Below are 21,281 nucleotides of genomic sequence, written 5' to 3'. Positions count from 1 at the left end.
CCTGCCGCTAAGCTAAGTGCAGACGAGCAAGCATTTTTAGACGGTCCAGTAAAAGAACTACTGGGCATGATTGACGATTCAGTTATTCAAAACGGCATTCATTTACCAAATGATATTTTAGAGTTTTTGAAAAAAGAGCGTTTTTTCTCGCTTATTATTCCTAAGTCGTTTGGTGGTTTAGAGTTTAGCCCTTATGCAAACTCTACTATTGTAGGCACAATTGCGACTAAAAGCTCAGCAGTTGCGGTAACCGTAATGGTTCCTAACTCGTTAGGCCCAGGTGAGTTATTACTTCACTTTGGTACGCAAGAACAACAAGCACATTACTTACCACGCTTAGCAAATGGTACAGACATTCCATGTTTTGCATTAACAAGCCCAGAAGCGGGTTCTGATGCAGGTGGCATTCCAGACATTGGTACAGTTACTAAAGGCATGTATAAAGGCGAAGAAGTACTTGGCCTTGAGATCACATGGGACAAACGCTACATAACGCTTGCACCTATTGCTACTGTACTTGGTTTAGCCTTTAAAGTAATGGACCCTGATGGTTTATTAGGTGGTAAAGAAAGCTTAGGTATTACCTGTGCACTAATTCCAAAAGAGCACCCAGGTGTAGAGCTTGGTAATCGTCACGACCCAATGGGTATTCGTTTTTACAACGGTACTACACGTGGTAACAAAGTATTTGTACCAATGGACTTTGTTATTGGCGGGCAAAAAAATATCGGCCGTGGTTGGCAAATGCTGGTTAGCTGTTTAGGTGCTGGCCGTGGTATTTCATTACCTGCACTAGGTGTTAGTACAGCACAAGTTGCATTTAAATCAGCATCTGAATACGCAGCAGTGCGTGAACAGTTCGGTTTAGCCATTGGCCAGTTTGAAGGTATTCAAGAAAAACTAGCTGACATTGCAGGTAAAACATACCTACAAGAAGCAATGCGCGTACTTACAACTGAAGGCTTAGGCATGGGCTTAAAACCATCAGTAGTAACCGCAATCGCTAAATACCACATGACAGAGCTTGGTCGCGACGTGCTTGATTCAGCAATGGATATTCAAGCAGGTAAAGCGATTCAAAATGGTCCACAAAATACATTAGCAAGTGGTTATGTTGCTCAGCCAATTGCCATTACGGTAGAAGGCGCAAACATTCTTACACGTAACTTAATGATTTTTGGTCAAGGTGTTATGCGTTGTCACCCATATTTACAATCTATGGTTGAGTCAATTCACAGTGAAGACAAAGGCGCTGACAAAGAATTTAACGGTATTTTACGTAAAACAATCGGCTACAGCACAGCAAACAGCTTACGTGCTTTCCGCCTAGGTGTTTTACCATTTACAGCAAGTGCTAATTCTGAATTACCAGAAGTACGCGACTACGAAAAAGCAGTACATAAATTATCTGCAAAACTTGCAGTGTACGCAGACTTTTCGTTACTGGTACTTGGCGGTAAATTAAAGCAAGCAGAAATGCTATCGGCACGTTTAGGCGATGTAATGAGCTTTTTATATGCAGCTATGGCATCAATTAAATACTACGAGCAAAAAGTATCAAGTAGTGACCGTGAGCAAGCAGCGCCGTATTTCCATTACGCGACTCGTTTTGCACTACAAAGTGCTGAAGAAGCATTGCATAAGTTTTTAGATAACTTCCCTGCAAGCGGTACACGTAAGTTTATTCGTTTCATTACAATGAACTACTCAACTAAAATGCCAAAAATTAGCGACGATTTAATCCGCGAACTAGCTAAGCAAGCTCAGCTAGATACCGCGTTTAAAGCGCAAATCACGCATTTAGTTAAGCCAGTAGTGGGCGATGGTCACCATATTAATGAGCAAGCTTACAAAGCTAAAATGGCATCACTTGGCGAGCTGGCTAAAGTTAAAAAAGCACTACGTGCTAAAGTAATTAAACCAGGTATACGCTTTAACATCACGCTTGATAACGCACTAGCAGCAAACGTAATCACGCAAGCTGAACACGTTCAGTTAATTGATTACAACATCAAACGTGAAAAAGCGATTCGTGTAGATGAGTTCGATTTCGATATGAACCTACTAGACGATAACGCACAGCCAATTAATCCGCTTAAAAGCGTAGTTAATCAATAAAATTTAATTCAATGATGCAAAGCGCCCGCAGTATCGGTGTCAGTATGGAATTAAGTTTGTGTTAGCTTAATAAAGTTTGTGATTTTAATTAAGTTTGTGATGAAATGCTGACAGTGTAAAAAAGAGCCGAAAGGCTCTTTTTTTGTGTCAGCTAATAAATTTAGTATTTTACTTTGTTAGTCGCACTAAAAGTTATTTAAAAAATTAGAATTATTAGCTTTAATCTACATTATAATTGGAGCTTAAAGTTTAATTGAGTTATTTGTTTAAAGTATACACGAAAGCGTTCCTTCCCCCCGTCAACCCTACCAAATCACATCAAATCAGATGTACACTACCTGAGTAATATGGCATATTAGCCTTAGTAATATATTGACTACTAATATGGTTTTAATATGACCGAAAGATGGCTATCCGTTGAAGAAATAGCAACTCACCTTGGTGTAAGTAAAGACACCGTATATGCATGGCGAGAGAAAAAAGGTTTACCTGCGCACAGGGTCGGTAGGTTTTGGAAATTTAAAGCGAATGAAGTTGATGATTGGATAAGGAGTGGAAATGCTTCTGAATCATCTGATGGTAGCAGTCTATGAGCAGTATTAAAAAGAAGATGTCTCTTACACTTAGGCCAGCAATGATCCATGAGAATTTAATTATTGCAGAGGAATATAATAAATTTAAGGATTGGACTCAGGTTCGTGAAGAAGTACTAAGTAACAACCTTTTACAAGCTAGAACAGAAAGTACCTTAAAAACAATATATGGTGAAGTGTCCAAACGACTTATGAACTTAACAGACGATGAGTTAGTGTTAATGACTAAGTCTGACGCTGACGTTAAGCATTTAGTTTGGTTATCTATTTGCCGCCAATATTTATTTACGTATCAGTTTGCGATTGAAGTCTTATCAGAATATTTTAACAGGAGTCGTTTTCAACTATTCACAGAAGACTATATTGCTTTTTTAAATGCAAAAGCTGAGTGGCATTCTAATCTTGACAAAATCACTGAACAATCCAGATATAAAGCCCAGCAAATTATGTTCAAAATGCTAGTTGAATGCGATTTAATTACTAAAGAAAAAGAAATTTTACATCAAAATATATCTCCCAAACTTCGAGAGCTTATAAAGCAAAATAATGCTGATGATCTTGTTATTTTTCCGGGGGAGTATAGTTAATATGGCTGGAAAGTTTAATAGTGTTCTAACCAAGGCTAATTTCCGTGATGCGTACACGCATTTGACTGATGTTCTTGCTAGCGAGCCATTTCGAAACATGGAAGGATTGAACGGGGATATACCTTTTCATATTTGCCCCTTCGAACCGTCACTTCAAAATGATATTAATTTGCTAATAAAGCAAATAACAAACTATCTAATCGATGCCCAAGTTAAAGTGTTGGAAGTCAATTTATATGACCTAGTTATAGAGCTATGTAAAGAAGAAGATGATTGGGAATGGCTATTAGAAAATGAAGCCTCTATATCTAAGCAGGAATTTAAAGAAGAAATTCAAGGTATTATTGATACTAAAACGATTCTTATTCCCGCAGTTGTAAAAAAAATGTCTGAGAATACTTTTGATATTTTAATCATCACAGGGGTTGGCGAGGTTTATCCGTATATTAGATCAAGCAACCTCCTTGAAAATCTACAAATTAAAGCTAAAGAAAAGCCAACACTAATGTTTTACCCCGGGCAATATAAGCACTCAGTTGAAAAAGGGACTTCTTTAGTTTTATTTGGAACTTTAGAAGACGATAAATATTACAGAGCTTTTAATATTTTAGATCGCGCTATATAAGGAATAAGCTGCATATCATGAAATTATCTCAATTATTTGCAAAGAAAGTAGACAGACCAATTGAAGGTGTTATTAAAGCGGATGACGATGTTGCTTTATATCTAGAATTAGATGAATACGTTATTACAGATGAAGTCGCCAAACGACTCGATATCTTTTTGGATGCATACCTAAATTACGCTGGTGCTAACGGTGTATGGGTATCTGGTTTCTTTGGTTCTGGTAAGTCCCACTTATTAAAAATGCTCGCCTTACTTTTAGAAAATACACCTATTGAGGATATAAGCCCGTTAGATATTTTCTTAGAGAAGCGTCCACTAAATGAAGGAGGAATCTTTGCAAATGATCTTAAGCGTGCTGTTGCTATTCCTTCAAAAAGCATCCTATTTAATATCGATCAAAAAGCTGATGTAATCAGTAAAACTGAACTTGATGCCTTGGTCGCTGTTTTTGTAAAAGTTTTCGATGAGCATTGTGGTTTTTATGGTAAACAAGCTTACATAGCGCAATTTGAGAGAGAACTGAAAGACGATGGCTTGTTAGGCCATTTTACCAATACATTTGAATCTATCAGCGGAATGAGCTGGATAAAAGGTCGTGCAAGAGCAAAACGCATGGCCGCTGATGTTGATAAAGCTTATAACCAAGTATCAGGGCAATCTGTTACCAGTATTCTAGATAAATACCGTGAAGATTACAGGCTTTCAATTGAAGACTTTGCTGAGCAAGTACAAAGCTATATTGAAAAGCAAGAAGAGGGTTTTAGATTAAACTTCTTTGTGGATGAGGTTGGGCAATATATTGCTGGTAACATTAAGCTGATGACGAACCTTCAAACGGTCGCTGAAAGTTTAGCCTCTAAGTGTAAGGGACAAGCTTGGGTTATTGTCACAGCTCAAGAAGATATGTCGAAAGTGATTGGCGAAGCTGATCAAAGTAATGAAAGCGATTTTACAAAAATTCAAGCTCGCTTTAAAAATCGAATGAAGCTCACCAGTCAAGACGTTGCAGAAGTAATTCAAAAACGTTTGCTTGAGAAAAAAGAAGAGTTTATTCCACAGTTAACAGAATTATATCATCAGCAAGAAAATAACTTTAAAACCTTGTTTGATTTCGCTGATGGTTCACAGTCATACCGAAACTTCAAAGATAAAGAACATTTTTTACAAAGCTATCCGTTTATCCCGTATCAATTTGGGCTTTTTCAGTCTGCTATCCAAAACCTCTCAACGCATAGTGCGTTTGAAGGTAAGCATAGTTCGGTTGGTGAACGTTCAATGTTAGGTGTTTTCCAAGAAGTAGCTATAGCTATAAAAGATCACAACCTTGGTGAACTAGCGACGTTTGATTTAATGTTTGAAGGTATTCGTACTGCACTTAAAACAGCAAACCAACAGTCGATATTAAAAGCTGAACTTCAATTAGATAACAAGTTTGCAATACGACTATTAAAAGCACTGTTCTTAGTAAAATACGTGAAAGAATTTAAACCCACAGTAAGAAATTTATGTGTACTAATGCATGATAGTTTTAAGCGTGATATTCCTTCATTAAAACTAGAAGTAGAACAAGCACTAAACTTACTTGAAAAAGAAACTTACATTCAACGTAATGGCGACTTGTTTGAGTACTTAACAGATGAAGAGCAAGACATCGAAAAAGAGATCAAAAATGTAGAGATTGACTCTGATGTTATAGCTTCTGAACTTGAGAAGTTGATTTATGACGGTGTACTTAAAAATAGAAAGATTCGTTGGGTAGAAAACAACCAAGATTATCCGTTTAGTCGTAAATTAGACGATAAAATATCGGGTCGTGAGAATGAATTGGCAATTAATGTTATCACCTCATTTCATGACCATCGTGATGCATTTGAAAAACATAAATCAGATACGTTATTTAATGACGAATTACGTATAGTGCTGCCAGAAAGTGTCCGATTAGTAACCGATTTACTTCTTTACAAACGAACTGAAAAATATGTTGCTCACGAAACTAAAGCAACACAACAAGACAGTATAAAACGTATTCTCACTGAAAAAGGTATACAAAACGTTGATCGCTTAAACCAGCTTAAAGCACTAACGTCTAAACTCGTTGGTACGGCAAAATACTTTGTCGCAGGTGCAGAAATTGAATTAAGTGGCGAAGATGGCCAAAACAAAATGGTCAAAGCGTTTGGTGAGTTAATCAAACACACTTACCCAAACCTAAAAATGCTGCGTGATATTACTTACAGTGAAAATGATATTGCCGATATTATTAAAAAAGCAGGACAAGGCTTACTCGGTAATAACACTCAACTTCCTGAAGCTCAGCAGGAGATGTTTTCATTCATTCAAAGTAATAGTCGAGGTGGAATCCGTACCACGGTTAAATCGTTACTTGAAAAGTTTGAAAGTAAACCGAATGGTTGGTCTTATGCCGCCATACTTTGTAACCTCGCATACTTATGTGCAGGCGGTAAGATCGAAGTTCGTGAATCCACTAACTTACTTGATGATAAAGACTTAGTTCGTGCGTTAAGAAATATGGCGACGCATGGTAACTTGATACTTGATCCACAAGTGGAGTTTACACCTTCACAAATACGCGGTGTAAAAGAGTTTTATCGTGACTACTTTGAAAAGGTTGCTCATGCGACAGAAGCGAAAGCTATTGCCAAAGAGCTGCAAGAGTCCTTTGCAGAACAGGCGACTGAGCTTGATAAGTTACAGTCACAATCAGAGCAGTATCCATTTTTGCGAGTATTAACCGATATTGTAACCAAGCTTCAAGAATTCAAAACAAAACCTTATACATGGTTTATGACCGAACTTACCCAAAATGAAGATACTTGGTTCGACTATAAAGAAAAGATGATAGACCCCATTGTTAAATTTATGAGAGGTCCGCAAAAATCTACCTTTGATAAAGCTAAACAAGTGGTAACAGAGCAAAAGGCAAATATAGAGTACGTTGAAGGAGCGGAGTATCAGCAAATAAAAGATGCTTTAGTTAGCGCAACTATTTTTAAAGGTAGCGCTATACAACAACTTAAAAGTGATACAGATGCGCTAGAAAATAAAATTATAGAGCAAGTAAACTTAGAGCGTAAAAAAGCCATTGAACTAGTTAAAAATCTGCAAGATAAGCTAGTCGGTTTTGATGAATACAAGTCGTTAGGACAAGATAAGAAAGATCAACTGCTTACCGAATTTACGCGTGCTGTTGATAAATTAAAGCAACAAGCATTAATTGCGATGTTACGTGATGATGCGAGACGATTTGAAGATCATATTTATTCGGCTCAAGTTCAGAAATTAATGACATGGTCACAACCAGCTCTTGATCCAATTCCTATGCCAGAGCCAACACAAGCTTCACCTGAGCCTCAAGCAGGTTTGTTTGGTGGTAAGACTGTTGATCCTTCACCAAAAGTTCAAGAGCCAACTTTATCAAAAAACAAACCAGAAATTAAAAGTGTATCCGCAAAGCAAATACGTGTTGATTACCCTAAACCATGGCTTGCTAGTGAAAGTGATGTAGAAGGCTATGTAGAAGAATACAAAAAGGTATTACTAGCTGCTATTAAAGAAGGGAAGCACATACAGTTATGATAACAGACATATCATTAGAGAACTTTGCCGCGTTTAAGAAATTAGAACTTCAATTTACACCGGGGATAAACATTATTATAGGTGAAAATAGCTGCGGTAAAACACAGTTATTAAAGGCTATTTACGCTCTGTCATCAAATCAAGATATTACTGAAAAACTATTAGGTTTATATAAACCAAGTTCTGGAAAGTTATCTGGAATATATTTTAGAGGTGGTAAAGGGAAAGCAAAGGCGACCATAACTGATTCATCAGGCCAGACTTCTGCAATTGAATTTGGTTCTAGAACCGAAAAAGCAAAAAAGGAGTCTGAATTTATCGATATCGGCCTACCTGTACTGTTACCTACTAAAGAAGTTTTATCTTTGTTACCTGCTATTCAAGCAAATACAGTATCAAAGGAAGCCTTAAGTGCTTTGTTTGATGATTCAGTTATAGACTTATGTCACATGCTTTTAACTGAACCTGATGCTGATTTAACTGATGCAGTAAATAATGATCCTCGTTTAGGTGACATTATACCAATGCTAGTAAAAGCTATTGGCGGAAAGTTTGAAATTAATGGTACTGATCATGCCTTTGTTAAAGGGACATTTGTAGAGAAAACCAATCCTGACATTTCTACTGGGCAAAGTGCAAAAGTTTATGCAGATTTTAAACAGCTTATTTTCAAAAGGGAAAAGTTGTCAGAAACTTCAGTTACGATGACAGCGGAAGGTTATCGAAAAATAGGGCTGTTACAGCGTCTTATTGATACAGGTGCTTTAGTAAAAGGTAAAACTAATGTCTTGCTTTGGGATGAACCTGAGTCAAATATGAATCCGATTTTAATGAAACTTCTTGTTCAATGCATGTTGGATCTATCTCGTAATGGTCAGCAAATTATTATTGCTACACATGATTACGTATTGTTGAAATGGTTTGATCTACTTATCAATGAAAATAAAGGGGATCACATTAAATATCATTCCTTATATCGAAATGAAACAGATGATTCAGTTGAAGTGATTACCACCGAAGAATACCTTGATTTGACACCAAATGCTATCGATGAGGCATTTGGTAATTTAATCGAACAAGAAATCGTTAATGATATGGGAGGATTGGGCAAATGATTCCTGTAGAAAGTGACGGATTTCGATTCGAATTTGATAGTGCTATAAATGCATTTGTTTTTGATGAAAAAGATACAAAAAAGTCTACTTTTCACGGCATGCCAATGAAGGGGGTTGATGTTGTAGCTGAATTTGAAGAAGCTTATATATACGTTGAAATTAAAGAGTATAACGATGAACGTGCTTCTGAATATGATATTAATAATTCATTATCTCAAATGGAATTAGAGCAAAAAAGAAAACACTTTAAATGGCTTAAAGAGTATCTCAAGTATAAGTTTAGAGACTCATACTTATATAGACATGCAGAAGGAAAGGTTGATAAACCAATACATTATATATGCTTACTCACTTTTGATAACGCCTTAAACTCTAAATTTTCAAAGTCTTTAAAACAAGAGCTTCCTGTGGGAAGTAAAAATATAAGATGGAATATATCCTTAGCTAAAAGCTGCCAAGTTCTGAATGTAGATCGTTGGAACCAATGTTTTCCTAAATGGCCTGTTACTAGAATTGCACCATAAGAAATGAGAAATAAATAATGGATACATCCAAATTAAAAAAATTCGCTCAATTTGCTCGTCGTAGTTTAATCGAGCAAGTGCAAAATAAATTAAAGCTAGTATTAGCTGATGAAAGCGCAGCTCGTCGAGAACATCCTAAAGCGGTTAAAGATTTAGAACAAAAACTAAACCAGTTTTCAAATAAGAAAGAAGGTGAAGAGCAACTTATCGAACAAGTGGCTTACACATGGTTTAACCGCTTTTGTGCGCTTAGATTTATGGATGTAAATCAATACAACCGTATTATGGTGTTATCACCTATTTCGGGGCAGTTTCAACCTGAGATATTGGCAGAAGCAAAAGCTGGTCATTTAGATGATGCTGTTTTTAATGATAAAACACGTGAACAAATTCAAGGGCTGTTAAGTGGCTCTGTGCCTAGTCGTGACGGTCAAGCAGAAGCCTATCGATTAATGATTGTTGCAGTATGTAATGATTACTATCGTCTAATGCCATTCTTGTTTCAGCGCATTGAAGATTACACTGAATTACTCATGCCTGATGATTTGTTATCCGGTAACTCTATTCTTGCTTACACCCGTGAAGCGATGACTCCTGAAAATTGTGAGTCGGTTGAATCGATTGGTTGGTTATATCAGTTCTATATTTCAGAGAAAAAAGATCTGGTATTTGAAGGTTTGAGGAAAAGTAAAAAAATTACGCCTGAGAATATCCCTGCGGCTACGCAATTATTTACGCCTCACTGGATCGTTAAATATTTGGTTGAAAATTCATTAGGTCGTTTATGGATGCTCAATAACCCCAATTCCAAAGTTATTGAGCAAATGGAATACTACATAAAGCCTGTTGAGGAAGAAACAGATTTCCTACATGTTGCCAATCCAGAAGAACTAAAAGTGTGTGATAGCGCTTGTGGTTCAGGCCATATGCTCACTTATGCCTATGACTTGCTTTATGCTATTTACCTAGATGCTAACTATGATCCGGTTGATATACCTGAATTGATATTAACTAAAAACCTATACGGTATTGAAATTGATGAACGAGCTTCCGAACTCGCTGCCTTTGCATTAAGCATGAAAGCGCTTAAGGGTAATCCAAATGATGACAGTAATAATCGTCGTCGTTTCTTCCGCAATCCTATTAAGCCAAATATTTGCCGTTTAGAAAAAGTAAAAGTAGATGATGATTCGCTTGAAGAATATATGGATTTTATTGGCCGAGATCTGTTTACACAGGATTTAAGAAAGACGCTAACTGAGTTCGAAGAGGCTGATAATTTTGGTTCATTGATACAACCTACTTTAACAAACGTTGATGATACCTTGGCTATTATTGAAGCTAAAAATGAACATGTTGATATGCTTTTAGTTGATACCCATAAGACAGTTTTAAAAATATTGAAACAAACCGAATATTTAAGCCCTAGGTATCATATTTCGATCGCAAACCCTCCATATTTAGGAGGGAAGGGGATGAACCCTAGAATGGCAAAATGGTTAAAAGATAATTATCCTGATGTTAAATCAGATCTATTCTCCGCTTTTATCGTCCGTAATACTGAAATGACTTTGCCTAAAGGGCAATTAGGTTTTATGACGCCTTTTGTGTGGATGTTTATTTCTTCTTTTGAAAAATTAAGAAATTATATTATTGAAAAGTGCGGTATTACATCTTTAATACAACTCCAATACTCTGGGTTTGATGGTGCTACTGTTCCCATTTGTACGTTCACATTACAAAAATCGTCATATAAGCCTAAAAGTACCTTTATAAGGTTATCAGACTTTAAAGGTGCAGCTAACCAAATGCCAAAAGCTTTAGAAGCAATTAAAAACCCAAACTGTGGTTGGATGTATAAAAAACATAATAGTGACTTTAAATCAATCAAGGGTTCTCCAATCGCTTACTGGCTAAATGCTGATATCTATGATGTTTTTAATCGTTCTGAATCGATTGGTGAAAAGGCATCAGTTAGAAAAGGCTTAGTAACATTAAATGACGCAAAATTTATTAAAAACTGGTCAGAAGTTTCATTTGATCGAATTCAATTCAACACCACAACTAGACAAGAAAGTATAGATTCTGATCGAACATGGTTCCCTATCAATAAAGGGGGAGGATATAGAAAGTGGTATGGTTTCAATGATAGTGTAATTAATTGGGAAAATGACGGAAAAGAACTGAAAAATTATATTATTGAAAAGTATAACGGAGGCAGTTATACAAAAGAAATCCGATCTGAGGATTTTTACTTCAAAGAAAATATTACTTGGGGTTCAATCACATCTGGACCTGCTAGTTTTAGGTATACTCCATGTGGCTTTCTTTTTAGTTCTGGCGGGTCATGTATGTTTCCTAATGAAAATATTAAACAAGTTCTTTTGCAAATGAATTCCTCATTTGCTAGCAATATACTACAAGCTTTAACTCCAACATTAAACTATGTCGCTGGAGATATAGCCAGAATTCCTGTGTTTGCTAAATGTGTTGACGATATTTCACCTGATGAAATTGCAACTAATCTAATTGATATTGCTAAATGGGATTGGGATTCTTATGAATCATCTTGGGATTTTAAACGAAACCCATTATTTACTATAACAAGTAATAAAAATCTAATTGAGGATAGATATATTAGTTTTGTTGAGACCTGCCAAGAAAAAATTAAATTAATGAAACAGTTAGAAGGGTTGAATAATAAGGCAACAATAAATAGTCATTCTCTAGAAAAAATTAGTAGCGAAATAAATATGCGAGACATCACGTTGACATGTAATCCATACTATAGATATGGTGCAGATAAAACATGTGAGGAGCATAAATTATTATTTAAAAATGATTTGGTTAGAGAATTTGCTCAGTATGCAGTTGGTTGTTTATTTGGACGCTTCTCTTTAGATAAGGAAGGGATTGTCCTTGCCAATCAAGGTGATACTTTACAGAGTTATCTTAATAAAGTTCCTTTACCATCACTAATGCCCGATGAAGACAACGTTATTCCAATTATAGATTTCGATGGTGATTGGTTTGAAGACGATATTACAGAACGTTTTAAATCCTTTTTAAAAGTAGCTTTTGGGGAAGAGCACTTTGCTGAAAATTTAGCATTTATTGAAGAAGCCATAGGTAAAGATATTAAAAAGTATTTTGTCAAAGATTTCTATGCGGATCATGTTAAGCGATATAAAAAACGTCCTATCTATTGGTTGTTCTCAAGCCCTAAAGGTTCATTTAATGCACTAATTTATATGCACCGATATCATTCTGATACAGCGAGTATAGTACTCAATGATTATTTACGTGAGTTCAGAACTAAGTTGGAAGCACGTAAAGAAAGTTACGAGCAAGTTGAAATTAGTGTATCAGCGAGTCAAAAAGATATAACGCAAGCGATTAAGGCCATTGCGAAAATTGATAAAGTGCTTGAAGAAGTTAATGATTACGAGCGTGAAGTGCTGTATCCACTTGCAGGTAATAACATTGAAATTGATTTAGATGATGGTGTTAAACATAACTACCCATTATTTGGTAAAGCACTGAAAAAAGTAGCGGGCTTATCTTAGTTTTAACGTAAATATTAGTTTGTTAATTAATGAGCAATCACGTTAAAACGGTTTAGGAAATTTGATGACAGAAAATAGAATAGAAAAAGCATTAAGCAGATTATTTGATACTAACCGTATTGTTTTTTGGTACGACGAGAAGAAAGAGCTTCGCGATGCCTTTGAATCTTTGTCCCTAGACAATATAGAAAAGATAGAAATTGCTAATAATGAGTTTTCAATTAAACACAAACTACTACGTGAGTCACCAAAAGCACAATTCTTATTATACAAAGAAGATAAGCAACCAGAGCCTATAAAAAACTGGCTATTAGATGTAGAACTTGCTCATATAGTTTTTAGAACCGACCAAGTTGCCATCTGGCTAAGTGAGCTAGAGTTACCCAGTGAGTTTACAGAGTTAGTTGAGTCGCATTCAGCATTTTTTGATTCAATTGGTGACACGAACGAAGCAAAAGTATTGGCAGAAAAACGTAAGCAAGTACTTAAAAGTTTAATAGTTCCTGATGATACCTTGAGCCAAATACGATCGAAAATGTTGTTTGTAGCTGCTGGAGCAACACAGAAAGGAGATGCACGTTTAGATGTGATTCTTGAATTGTTAATGGCTGATATGGGAAATAACGATGCTTATCGGCTAATTGAACAGTGCAAGTTAGATAGTTTTTTATGGCAACAGGTTACTAATCAATATGGTTACCAAAGTGACAATCCTTCAATCAAAGACTTTGTTTTTGAATTATTCAAATTTTGCTATTTAGCTGAATTACCAACAGGACTGCAAGGAACGACAGTAGAACCTGAATCAGCAACAAAGAAAAATATGAGTAATAGCGCTTTAGTCTTCTTTAAACGGTGGAAAGATAGCCGTACTCATCAAAATACGTTTGAATGGTTGTCTGCACAGTGTTCGAAGATAATGAATATAGAAAATGACTTACAACACAGAAGTTTAAAAGATGTACTTGAACTGGATTACTTTAGAGTTATTGATCAAAAAGTAATCCATGAACTAGTAAGTGGTGTTGCAAACCGAACTGTATCACAAGGTGAGGTAGCAGTTTGGTGTCGTCAACGAAGACAGGGTCATTGGTACAATGATTTTGCTTTTTTATATGATGCGGTTGATTTCGCTAGCCAGTTTTTTGCATTACTAGATGCTTCAAAATTTGATATGTCGACTGCGTCAGAAGGTGTTCAACGATATACGAAGCATTGGTATAAGCTTGATCAGTTATACCGCCAATATGTCCATGCACTTAAAGTATCTGCTCAACCGACATTGTTAAGCTCGTTAACAGAGCAGATTGAGAATTTATATACAAATAGTTATGTTCAAACATTAAGTAATGCATGGCAACAACATGTAGATGCTATGACAACTTGGACAGTGCCAGAAGTTAAATCACAAAGTGATTTTTATAGCCATTGGGTTAAAACTAAGTATTTAGATAAAAATAAAAAAGTGTGTGTGATTATTTCTGATGCCTTTCGTTATGAAGCAGGTGAAGAAATGGTAAGTCGCATTAGGCAAGAAGATCGTTTTGAAGCCGAACTTGAACATGCATTATCAGCTATGCCGAGTTATACCCAGTTAGGAATGGCATCGTTATTACCTCAATCAAGAGAATATCCATTACAGTTAGCGGATAATAAAACGGGTACTGTTTTTATGGGCGAACTCTCAACCCAAGGTACGGATAACAGGGATAAAATATTAAAGACGATTCATGGTGATAGATCTAGTGCGGTACAGGCTAAGTCGTTAATTGAGATGACGCAGTCTGATAGCCGTGAACTATTAAAATCGAACGATGTACTTTATATTTATCATAACCGGATTGACCATGCTGGCGATAAAATGCAGTCAGAAGGTGAAGCTTTCGAGGCCACCGAAAAGACATTTGATGACTTATTAAAGCTTATTAAAAAGTTAACTAATGCTAATGCAAGCAACTTATTGATTACCGCAGATCATGGCTTTATTTATCAAAATAGTAAGTTGGAAGAAAGCGATTATTTAGCAAAAGACGTAGAGGGTGAAATTCTCTACAACGATAGACGTTTTGTACTTGGTAAGGGCTTAATATCTGGTCAGTCATTAAAAGCCTTTAGCTCAAAAGAGCTTGGCTTAATAGGTGATGTGCATGCGGTTATTCCTAAAGGAATTCAAAGACTACGATTAAGTGGCTCTGGTAGCCGCTTTGTTCACGGTGGTGCATCGCTTCAAGAAGTTATAGTTCCGGTTATAAAAATCAATAAAAAGCGTTCTAGCGACACCAGAATGGTTGATGTTGATATATTACGTGGTGGCTCAAGTGTAATTACTTCTGGGCAATTATCAGTTACCTTATACCAAGCAGAAGCAGTTACAGATAAAGCACAACCTAGATCATTACGTGTTGGTATCTATACCGAATCAGGCAAGCTAATTTCAGATAGTCATACTGTGATAATGGATTTAACTTCTGAAAATGCCCGTGAACGGGAGATGAAACTTCGTTTCTTGCTTAATCAGGAAGCAGAATCTGCTAATAATCAAGAAGTAATATTGAAACTTGAAGAGCCAGTTAGTGGCTCAAATCAATATCAAGAATATAAGCAATTACGTTATTCCATTCGTCGTTCATTTACTTCAGATTTCGACTTTTAGTATACTTTTAATACAGTAGACAATAATAAATAGTTTAAAAAAAGGATTTTTTAAGCTTAACTTTAAGGCATAAAAATGAGTGATCTTAACCGTAAAATTTGCGATGTATTTGCTGGTCTTGTTGTTCGAAAAGATTTAGTAAAGACAGTAAAAGGGAATGCCATCGTTCCCTCATACGTACTTGAGTATTTACTAGGCCAATACTGTGCAACTAATGACGAAGCAAGTATTGAATCCGGCATTCAAACGGTTAAGGAAATTTTGGCTAAGCATTACGTACATCGTAATGAGGCTGGTTTGATTCGTTCAACCATTCGTGAAAAAGGTCGCCATAAAGTTATTGATAAGGTCAGTGTTTCTTTAAATGATAAAAAAGATGTTTATGAAACTGAGTTTTCTAACCTAGGTATTAAAAAGGTTCTGATAGATTCAGGCACTGTTAAAAAACACCCTAAGTTGTTAGTAGGTGGTGTTTGGGTGATTGCCGATGTTGAATATGATCACACAGAAGAAAAAGATGCTAGCCCGTGGATATTAAGCACCATTAAGCCAATTCAAATGTCTCATTTTGACTACGACGGTTATATTGATGCCCGTCGTAAGTTTAATTTAGACGAATGGATTGATGTTCTAGTACAAAGCATCGGTTTTAATCCTGAGTTTTTTGGGCGTAGAAGTAAGCTAATGCAGCTAGTGCGCTTGATCCCTTTTTGTGAGCGCAATTTTAACTTGATTGAGCTAGGACCTAAAGGTACGGGTAAATCTCACATTTATTCTGAATTTTCACCACACGGTATTTTAATTTCTGGTGGTGAAGTGACTGTACCTAAACTTTTTGTGAATAATTCCTCCGGTAAGTTAGGTTTAGTGGGATATTGGGACACCGTTGCATTTGATGAATTTGCCGGTAAGCAAAAGAAAGTGGATAAAGCTCTTGTAGACATTATGAAAAACTATATGGCGAACAAGTCTTTCTCTCGTGGTGTTGAAATGCTGGGAGCAGATGCATCAATGGCGTTTATTGGCAATACTGAACACAGTGTGCCTTATATGTTAAAGCACTCAGATTTGTTTGATGCTTTACCAGAAAAGTTCTACGACTCAGCATTTTTAGACCGATTGCATTTTTATATACCGGGTTGGGAAGTCGATATAATACGAGGCGAAATGTTCTCTGACGGTTATGGCTTTGTTGTTGATTATTTGGCAGAAGTACTACGCCATCTAAGAAACCAAGATTACTCAGATCACTATAGCGAATATTTTAAAATATCATCGCAGATATCAACGCGTGATAGAGACGCTGTTCATAAAACATTTTCTGGCTTAATGAAAATATTGTTCCCTCAAGGAGGCGCAACTGAAACTGAAATTGAAGAGATTTTGAAATTTTCAATGGAAGGTCGTAAACGAGTCAAAGACCAGTTATTTAGAATTGACAGTACTTATGCAGATGTTAACTTTTCTTATAGCAATAAAGTGGGAAAAGAAGCGCCTGTCAGTACACTTGAAGAGCTCCAGTATCCGAACTATTTCAATAAGACCGTTGGGGAAGTTACAGACATAGGTATGCCTGAGCCTGTAGTTGTTAAACAACGAGAACCATTGATTTCAGTTGCTGTTGAAAAAGCGTCTTATGATGAATGCGAGTTAAAAGAGCATCACTTAACTTTTGCAGAGAATCAACGGGGCGTCAGCTACGACAATTTGTTTGGTCCATACCTCAAAGGCGCGAAACACATAACAATTACCGACCCTTATATTCGCTTATTTTATCAGGCCAAAAATTTGATGGAATTACTTGAAACTATCATTAAACAAAAAGCCGAAGAGGATGAAGTTATAGTTAGCCTGATAACCGTTGAAGATGAATTTAAAGGTGAGCAACAACGTGAGTACTTTGAAAAAATCCAAAGTTCGATGTTTACAGTAGGTATTAAGTTCGATTATTCATTTGATACAACTGGAAGTCAACATGCACGCCATATTGTTACCAACACTGGATGGAAAATATCACTAGATCGCGGCTTAGATATATTTCAACAGTATGATGTAAATGATGTGTTTAGCTTATCTAATAGAATACAAAAACATAGGCCATTGAAAGCTTTTGAAGTAACTTTTATAAATATTCAATAAATATTTTCAGGAGTTGTTGAGTTTTACTTATAGTTTTTGAATTCAACAGCTTCTATTAGCAAGCCAGATTGCCTGAATGCTTAAATAGTATTTCATATGTTTAACCGTCAATTTATATTGGGATATTTGAATCAATACCAAGGTAGCTAACCTATCTGTAGTAAAACTAAGGTGTGGACTTCTGATTGTTTGACTAAAATCGGTTGATTAAAATGGCGTCTTTTATAAACGGAATTAAATTATGAAAAGGGAAGAGGTAGACGCGCATGTAAGAAGTGTTGTTGATAAGCTGATTGAGCAAATGCAGGAGAATTTGGGGGAATGGGTTGCACCTTGGCATAGTGGCTTTTTAGAACCTAAAAATGCTATTACACACCACATTTTTAGTGGAATGAACGCAACACTACTTTGGCTATCTACCCTTGAGAATACATTTCAATCGGATGAGTGGGCTACACTCAACCAATGGAATAAAAAAAGAGCTAAGGTAAAAATTCGCTCAAAGGGAACGCGCCTATTTCGTCCTATTTACGCAAAAAAAAATAAACCCAATGATGTGGATTATATTATTTATTTTAAGCCCTATACGGTATTCAACGCTGACCAAGTGAATAATTACAACCCAGCACACCCTGACTTATTTACAGATGATATGCCAGAAGATCCAAGTGCTGATAAATTCATAGTCAGATGCAAAGCAAATATTACTCATGGTAATACTGATGCATTTTATAGAGTATACGAAGATAAAATATACCTGCCATCCCCCAGTAACTTTGTAGATAGTTATCATGGAAATAAAAAGCATAATTATTATGCTACTGCTATCCATGAGTTAATTCATTGGAGTGGGCATGACACTAGAATGAAACGCGACTTAGCTAATAATAGTACCGAGCAGTATGCATATGAAGAGCTTGTTGCTGAACTTGGTGCTGCAATAATATGTACACGGCTTGAAAATACAATTACACCAAGAACGGATCATGCTGCTTATTTGAAGTCTTGGATAAAGCATTTAAAAGATGATTTTCATTACTTATTTAAAGCCGTAGATGATGCAAAAAAAGCAGTACATTTTTTGTATGAGTTAACAGGCATTGAAAACGCTGATGTGGATTGTGAAGATAAAGAGTTTGAACAACTTAATGATAGTGAAGCAGTAGAACCAGAGAAAATAATTCTTACAGGTTTTGTAAGTACGCTAAAAGTTAGTACGTGCTGTAACCATTGCCGTGAAAATTATAGTGTTACGTTAACCCGTTATGAAAATTTATCGTTTTGTGAGCAATGCTCAAAGCCAAATAAGCATCTTATTGAGTGGTAATTACTAGCTTTATTGGCGTAGCGACATTGAATAAAGAAAAAAACAGATAAATATAATAATAATTTGTAATGAACATTTTCTATTTCAGCTACGCTTTGTTAAAGAGCTGAGAGGAATTTATATGTCTCATCAAGTTATTTGTTTAGCGGTAAAGTTACTTAATAAAGAACAACGTAATGAGCACTACAGATTGACTTTGCCTACTTATTGCTTGGTTGAATTTGCAGAAACACTCATTAATAAAATGCTTAATGCTCGCAAACTGCTAGAAGAAAATAATCTTTATGAGGTGGTTGTTAGAACAACTGAGGTCAATTGGTTTTATGAGCTAACCAATCGGTATCATCATTCAATGACTTCATACCTACATGTAACTAATACAAAAATTGCCTTTTCAGGGCTGTTCCCCCCAAATAAAGAGCCTCACTTCATTACCCCATATGTAGATATTAACGATATAGCGCTACCTGAGCGGAATATTAAAAGCGTTATATTAAATAAAAAACGTGTGCCATTAGTTTTATCGTTACTTCGTGAACTTGAAGCTAAACAAGGAAGATTTGAAAAAACCTCCGACTTATACTGGCAGCTTGAGAATATAGTTTCGCCGATTCGTGATTTAGATAATAGGTGTACCAATATGCTAACGACAGAACGTGATGAACTGTTATCTGATTTGAATGAAGAGTCGAACACGCTAAGTGTACAAACTGAACGGCTTGAACTTGAGATTGAGCAAATAGTATTAAGAGTCATAAAGCGTATTTTTGGTGTGGTTTATGGTGACTTAATTACTCATATTGATACTAAAAATAGAACCGCTAGCTTACGGTTTGAACATGCTTATTACTACAATAAAGAAATTACATTTAGTGGCACAGGCATTACAAAACAAGGAAAGGTTGGTAAGCGACATCAGTCTTTTAGCATAAAGATTATGGCTGAGCGTGAGTCTGTATGAATATTCAAACTTTGCTATCAGAAATCAAACAAGCTAAAAAGCGCAGAGTGGTTCTTGATTATCATTGTTCTCCAGTAAGTGGAGTTGATGTGCCTATTGAGGACTGGCAGCCTAGCTTAGTGTTGTTACGCAGCTTGTTTAAGGCATTTAAGGTAAAGGGCTGCAATATTGTAATTACGTGGTGGGGGCAAATATTCATCATACCAAAAAACAGTCATACTGCATTTGAGTTAGCACTTAACTATCAAGCTGCAACAGAAGATATAGCTAGTTTAGATGCTTTAATGAGTAAGAAAAATTTCATTAAACTACGTTTTTCAAATCCTAAACCTATTTATACTTTAAGCATAAAAGCGCATCGAGCTGGGACTAAGTGGTATCGTACCCCTTTAGATATAAACAAGCGTTTTACTGATAAACTCGCGGCATCGTTGTATGAAGTGATGACAGCAAGGCTAAATAGTTACCAGTATCCAGGATTAGAAGTAAAAAATCACGTTTCAGATATGGACGATATTGAAGCGATTATTCATTACGCTGCTGCAAAATTTGGAGCTAACTCCCAGTTTTATCGCTTATCCAAAGCAATATTGAGCCCTCTTACATCTTCTAGTATTGAATTGACGGGAACAAGTGTAGTCATCAAAGGTTATTATCCTCGGGGAGATTCAGAGTTCTACCTAAAGGCAAAAGAGATTTATTTTATAATGAAATATCTCCCAAGCTAAGGTGCTATCGAAGTCAAATTACTTATGTTCTAGGGAAGTGGGACCATAATTTTCGAGATCGTCTTTAAGGTTTTTTAATTCTTTGGCATTAAAGTTAGCGAGTATTCGATAAACACCCTCAAGCAAGGGTTTTGATTGCATCTCTAATATAAGGGCTAATAAACTATCAGGGTCACTCAGACCTACTTTTATAAAGCCTAACTTTTCTTCATCGAGATATATTAGTTCTTCTAATAGCCCCGATATATCATCAAGTTCATATACCTTTTTACTCATTACCTCAGGAATGTAACCACCAAGCATTAATACCTTGGTTTCGTTTATACAATAATACTGGGCGATTTTTTGAAGAAAAGCACGTGATAGTTGTTTTTCTTTGCCGCTCTCGACTCGGCTTATATAGCTGCGATTGCAATCTAAGGCTCGCGCAACAGCCGACTGAGAGTATTTAGCTTTTCCGTCAAGTAGCTCTAGTTGGCCACGAATGTCTTTTAAATATTGATTTATCATAATGTTTCGTAATTACGAAACAAAAAGTTATAAGGCAATATCACTTATGATGATGTTGCTTATATTTTGTTCGCATTAAAAGCTCTCTTTTACAACTAAAAGTTATCAAAATAAAGATATTTCAATTAGTTACAAAAAAAGATATTTTTATAACTGTATGGAATACCAGTTGTTTTTATGCATTCTAATGAAATTTACTAAAAAAGTAAAAAACTACTCTCTATTCATTGCAAAAA

Annotated in this window: 14 protein-coding genes; 13 read left to right on the top strand and 1 reads right to left on the bottom strand. The window is 35.9% G+C overall.

The features are described from left to right. From L647_RS0112875 to L647_RS0112815, 13 genes are all read left to right on the top strand, one after another. The coding region (locus L647_RS0112875; RefSeq protein ID WP_024611457.1) for an acyl-CoA dehydrogenase at positions 1-2,118 on the top strand (2,118 nt) is incomplete at its 5' end. A gap of 395 nt (positions 2,119-2,513) precedes the next feature. Continuing rightward, the gene (locus tag L647_RS0112870; RefSeq protein ID WP_024611456.1) at positions 2,514-2,711 is read left to right on the top strand and encodes a helix-turn-helix domain-containing protein; all 198 of its coding nucleotides are present in this window, start codon (positions 2,514-2,516) and stop codon (positions 2,709-2,711) included. After that, positions 2,708-3,298, top strand: coding sequence for a DUF1819 family protein (locus L647_RS0112865; RefSeq protein ID WP_024611455.1), 591 nt, complete (start codon positions 2,708-2,710; stop codon positions 3,296-3,298). Before L647_RS0112870 ends, L647_RS0112865 begins: the two co-directional genes overlap by 4 nt. A gap of 1 nt (position 3,299) precedes the next feature. After that, positions 3,300-3,923: a DUF1788 domain-containing protein gene (locus tag L647_RS0112860; RefSeq protein WP_024611454.1), complete on the top strand. Its 624-nt coding sequence runs from the start codon at positions 3,300-3,302 to the stop codon at positions 3,921-3,923. Between the two features lie 17 nt (positions 3,924-3,940). Next, entirely contained in the window at positions 3,941-7,522 is a 3,582-nt protein-coding gene (gene brxC / locus L647_RS0112855) for a BREX system P-loop protein BrxC (protein ID WP_024611453.1), read from the top strand. Beyond that, entirely contained in the window at positions 7,519-8,637 is a 1,119-nt protein-coding gene (locus L647_RS0112850; protein WP_024611452.1) for an AAA family ATPase, read from the top strand. Before brxC ends, L647_RS0112850 begins: the two co-directional genes overlap by 4 nt. After that, entirely contained in the window at positions 8,634-9,161 is a 528-nt protein-coding gene (locus L647_RS0112845) for a hypothetical protein (protein WP_024611451.1), read from the top strand. Before L647_RS0112850 ends, L647_RS0112845 begins: the two co-directional genes overlap by 4 nt. Positions 9,162-9,178: 17 nt before the next feature. Beyond that, positions 9,179-12,727: a BREX-1 system adenine-specific DNA-methyltransferase PglX gene (gene pglX / locus L647_RS0112840; RefSeq protein WP_024611450.1), complete on the top strand. Its 3,549-nt coding sequence runs from the start codon at positions 9,179-9,181 to the stop codon at positions 12,725-12,727. A 64-nt stretch (positions 12,728-12,791) separates the two neighbouring features. Next, on the top strand, positions 12,792-15,380 hold the full coding sequence (pglZ, locus tag L647_RS0112835) for a BREX-1 system phosphatase PglZ type A (RefSeq protein ID WP_024611449.1): 2,589 nt from the start codon (positions 12,792-12,794) through the stop codon (positions 15,378-15,380). A 75-nt stretch (positions 15,381-15,455) separates the two neighbouring features. Then, positions 15,456-17,519, top strand: coding sequence for a BREX system Lon protease-like protein BrxL (gene brxL / locus L647_RS0112830; RefSeq protein ID WP_024611448.1), 2,064 nt, complete (start codon positions 15,456-15,458; stop codon positions 17,517-17,519). Positions 17,520-17,760: 241 nt separating this feature from the next. Next, positions 17,761-18,846 carry a zincin-like metallopeptidase domain-containing protein gene (locus tag L647_RS0112825; RefSeq protein WP_024611447.1) on the top strand — a complete coding sequence of 362 codons (1,086 nt, stop codon included), beginning with the start codon at positions 17,761-17,763 and terminating at the stop codon, positions 18,844-18,846. Positions 18,847-18,967: 121 nt separating this feature from the next. Further along, the gene (locus tag L647_RS0112820) at positions 18,968-19,807 is read left to right on the top strand and encodes a hypothetical protein (RefSeq protein WP_024611446.1); all 840 of its coding nucleotides are present in this window, start codon (positions 18,968-18,970) and stop codon (positions 19,805-19,807) included. Beyond that, complete coding sequence (locus tag L647_RS0112815; RefSeq protein WP_024611445.1) at positions 19,804-20,535, top strand: hypothetical protein; 732 nt, start codon at positions 19,804-19,806, stop codon at positions 20,533-20,535. The genes L647_RS0112820 and L647_RS0112815 overlap by 4 nt, the downstream gene beginning before the upstream one ends. An 18-nt stretch (positions 20,536-20,553) precedes the next feature. On the opposite strand, the gene L647_RS0112810 is transcribed toward L647_RS0112815, so the two are convergent. Beyond that, positions 20,554-21,045, bottom strand: coding sequence for a transcriptional regulator (locus L647_RS0112810; protein ID WP_024611444.1), 492 nt, complete (start codon positions 21,043-21,045; stop codon positions 20,554-20,556). Positions 21,046-21,281: the final 236 nt, after the last annotated feature.

It is taken from the genome of Pseudoalteromonas sp. TB64 (assembly GCF_000498095.1).
Taxonomy (GTDB): domain Bacteria; phylum Pseudomonadota; class Gammaproteobacteria; order Enterobacterales; family Alteromonadaceae; genus Pseudoalteromonas.
This window is presented reverse-complemented; position numbering and strand designations above follow the sequence as displayed.

Bases quoted from the DNA above. Each gene is read 5' to 3' on its own strand.
- L647_RS0112815 (WP_024611445.1), top strand. From the start codon at position 19,804: ATGAATATTCAAACTTTGCTATCAGAAATCAAACAAGCTAAAAAGCGC.
- pglZ (WP_024611449.1), top strand. From the start codon at position 12,792: ATGACAGAAAATAGAATAGAAAAAGCATTAAGCAGATTATTTGATACT.
- L647_RS0112820 (WP_024611446.1), top strand. From the start codon at position 18,968: ATGTCTCATCAAGTTATTTGTTTAGCGGTAAAGTTACTTAATAAAGAA.
- L647_RS0112860 (WP_024611454.1), top strand. From the start codon at position 3,300: ATGGCTGGAAAGTTTAATAGTGTTCTAACCAAGGCTAATTTCCGTGAT.
- brxL (WP_024611448.1), top strand. From the start codon at position 15,456: ATGAGTGATCTTAACCGTAAAATTTGCGATGTATTTGCTGGTCTTGTT.
- pglX (WP_024611450.1), top strand. From the start codon at position 9,179: ATGGATACATCCAAATTAAAAAAATTCGCTCAATTTGCTCGTCGTAGT.
- L647_RS0112870 (WP_024611456.1), top strand. From the start codon at position 2,514: ATGACCGAAAGATGGCTATCCGTTGAAGAAATAGCAACTCACCTTGGT.
- L647_RS0112810 (WP_024611444.1), bottom strand. From the start codon at position 21,045: ATGATAAATCAATATTTAAAAGACATTCGTGGCCAACTAGAGCTACTT.
- L647_RS0112845 (WP_024611451.1), top strand. From the start codon at position 8,634: ATGATTCCTGTAGAAAGTGACGGATTTCGATTCGAATTTGATAGTGCT.
- L647_RS0112865 (WP_024611455.1), top strand. From the start codon at position 2,708: ATGAGCAGTATTAAAAAGAAGATGTCTCTTACACTTAGGCCAGCAATG.
- L647_RS0112850 (WP_024611452.1), top strand. From the start codon at position 7,519: ATGATAACAGACATATCATTAGAGAACTTTGCCGCGTTTAAGAAATTA.
- L647_RS0112825 (WP_024611447.1), top strand. From the start codon at position 17,761: ATGAAAAGGGAAGAGGTAGACGCGCATGTAAGAAGTGTTGTTGATAAG.
- brxC (WP_024611453.1), top strand. From the start codon at position 3,941: ATGAAATTATCTCAATTATTTGCAAAGAAAGTAGACAGACCAATTGAA.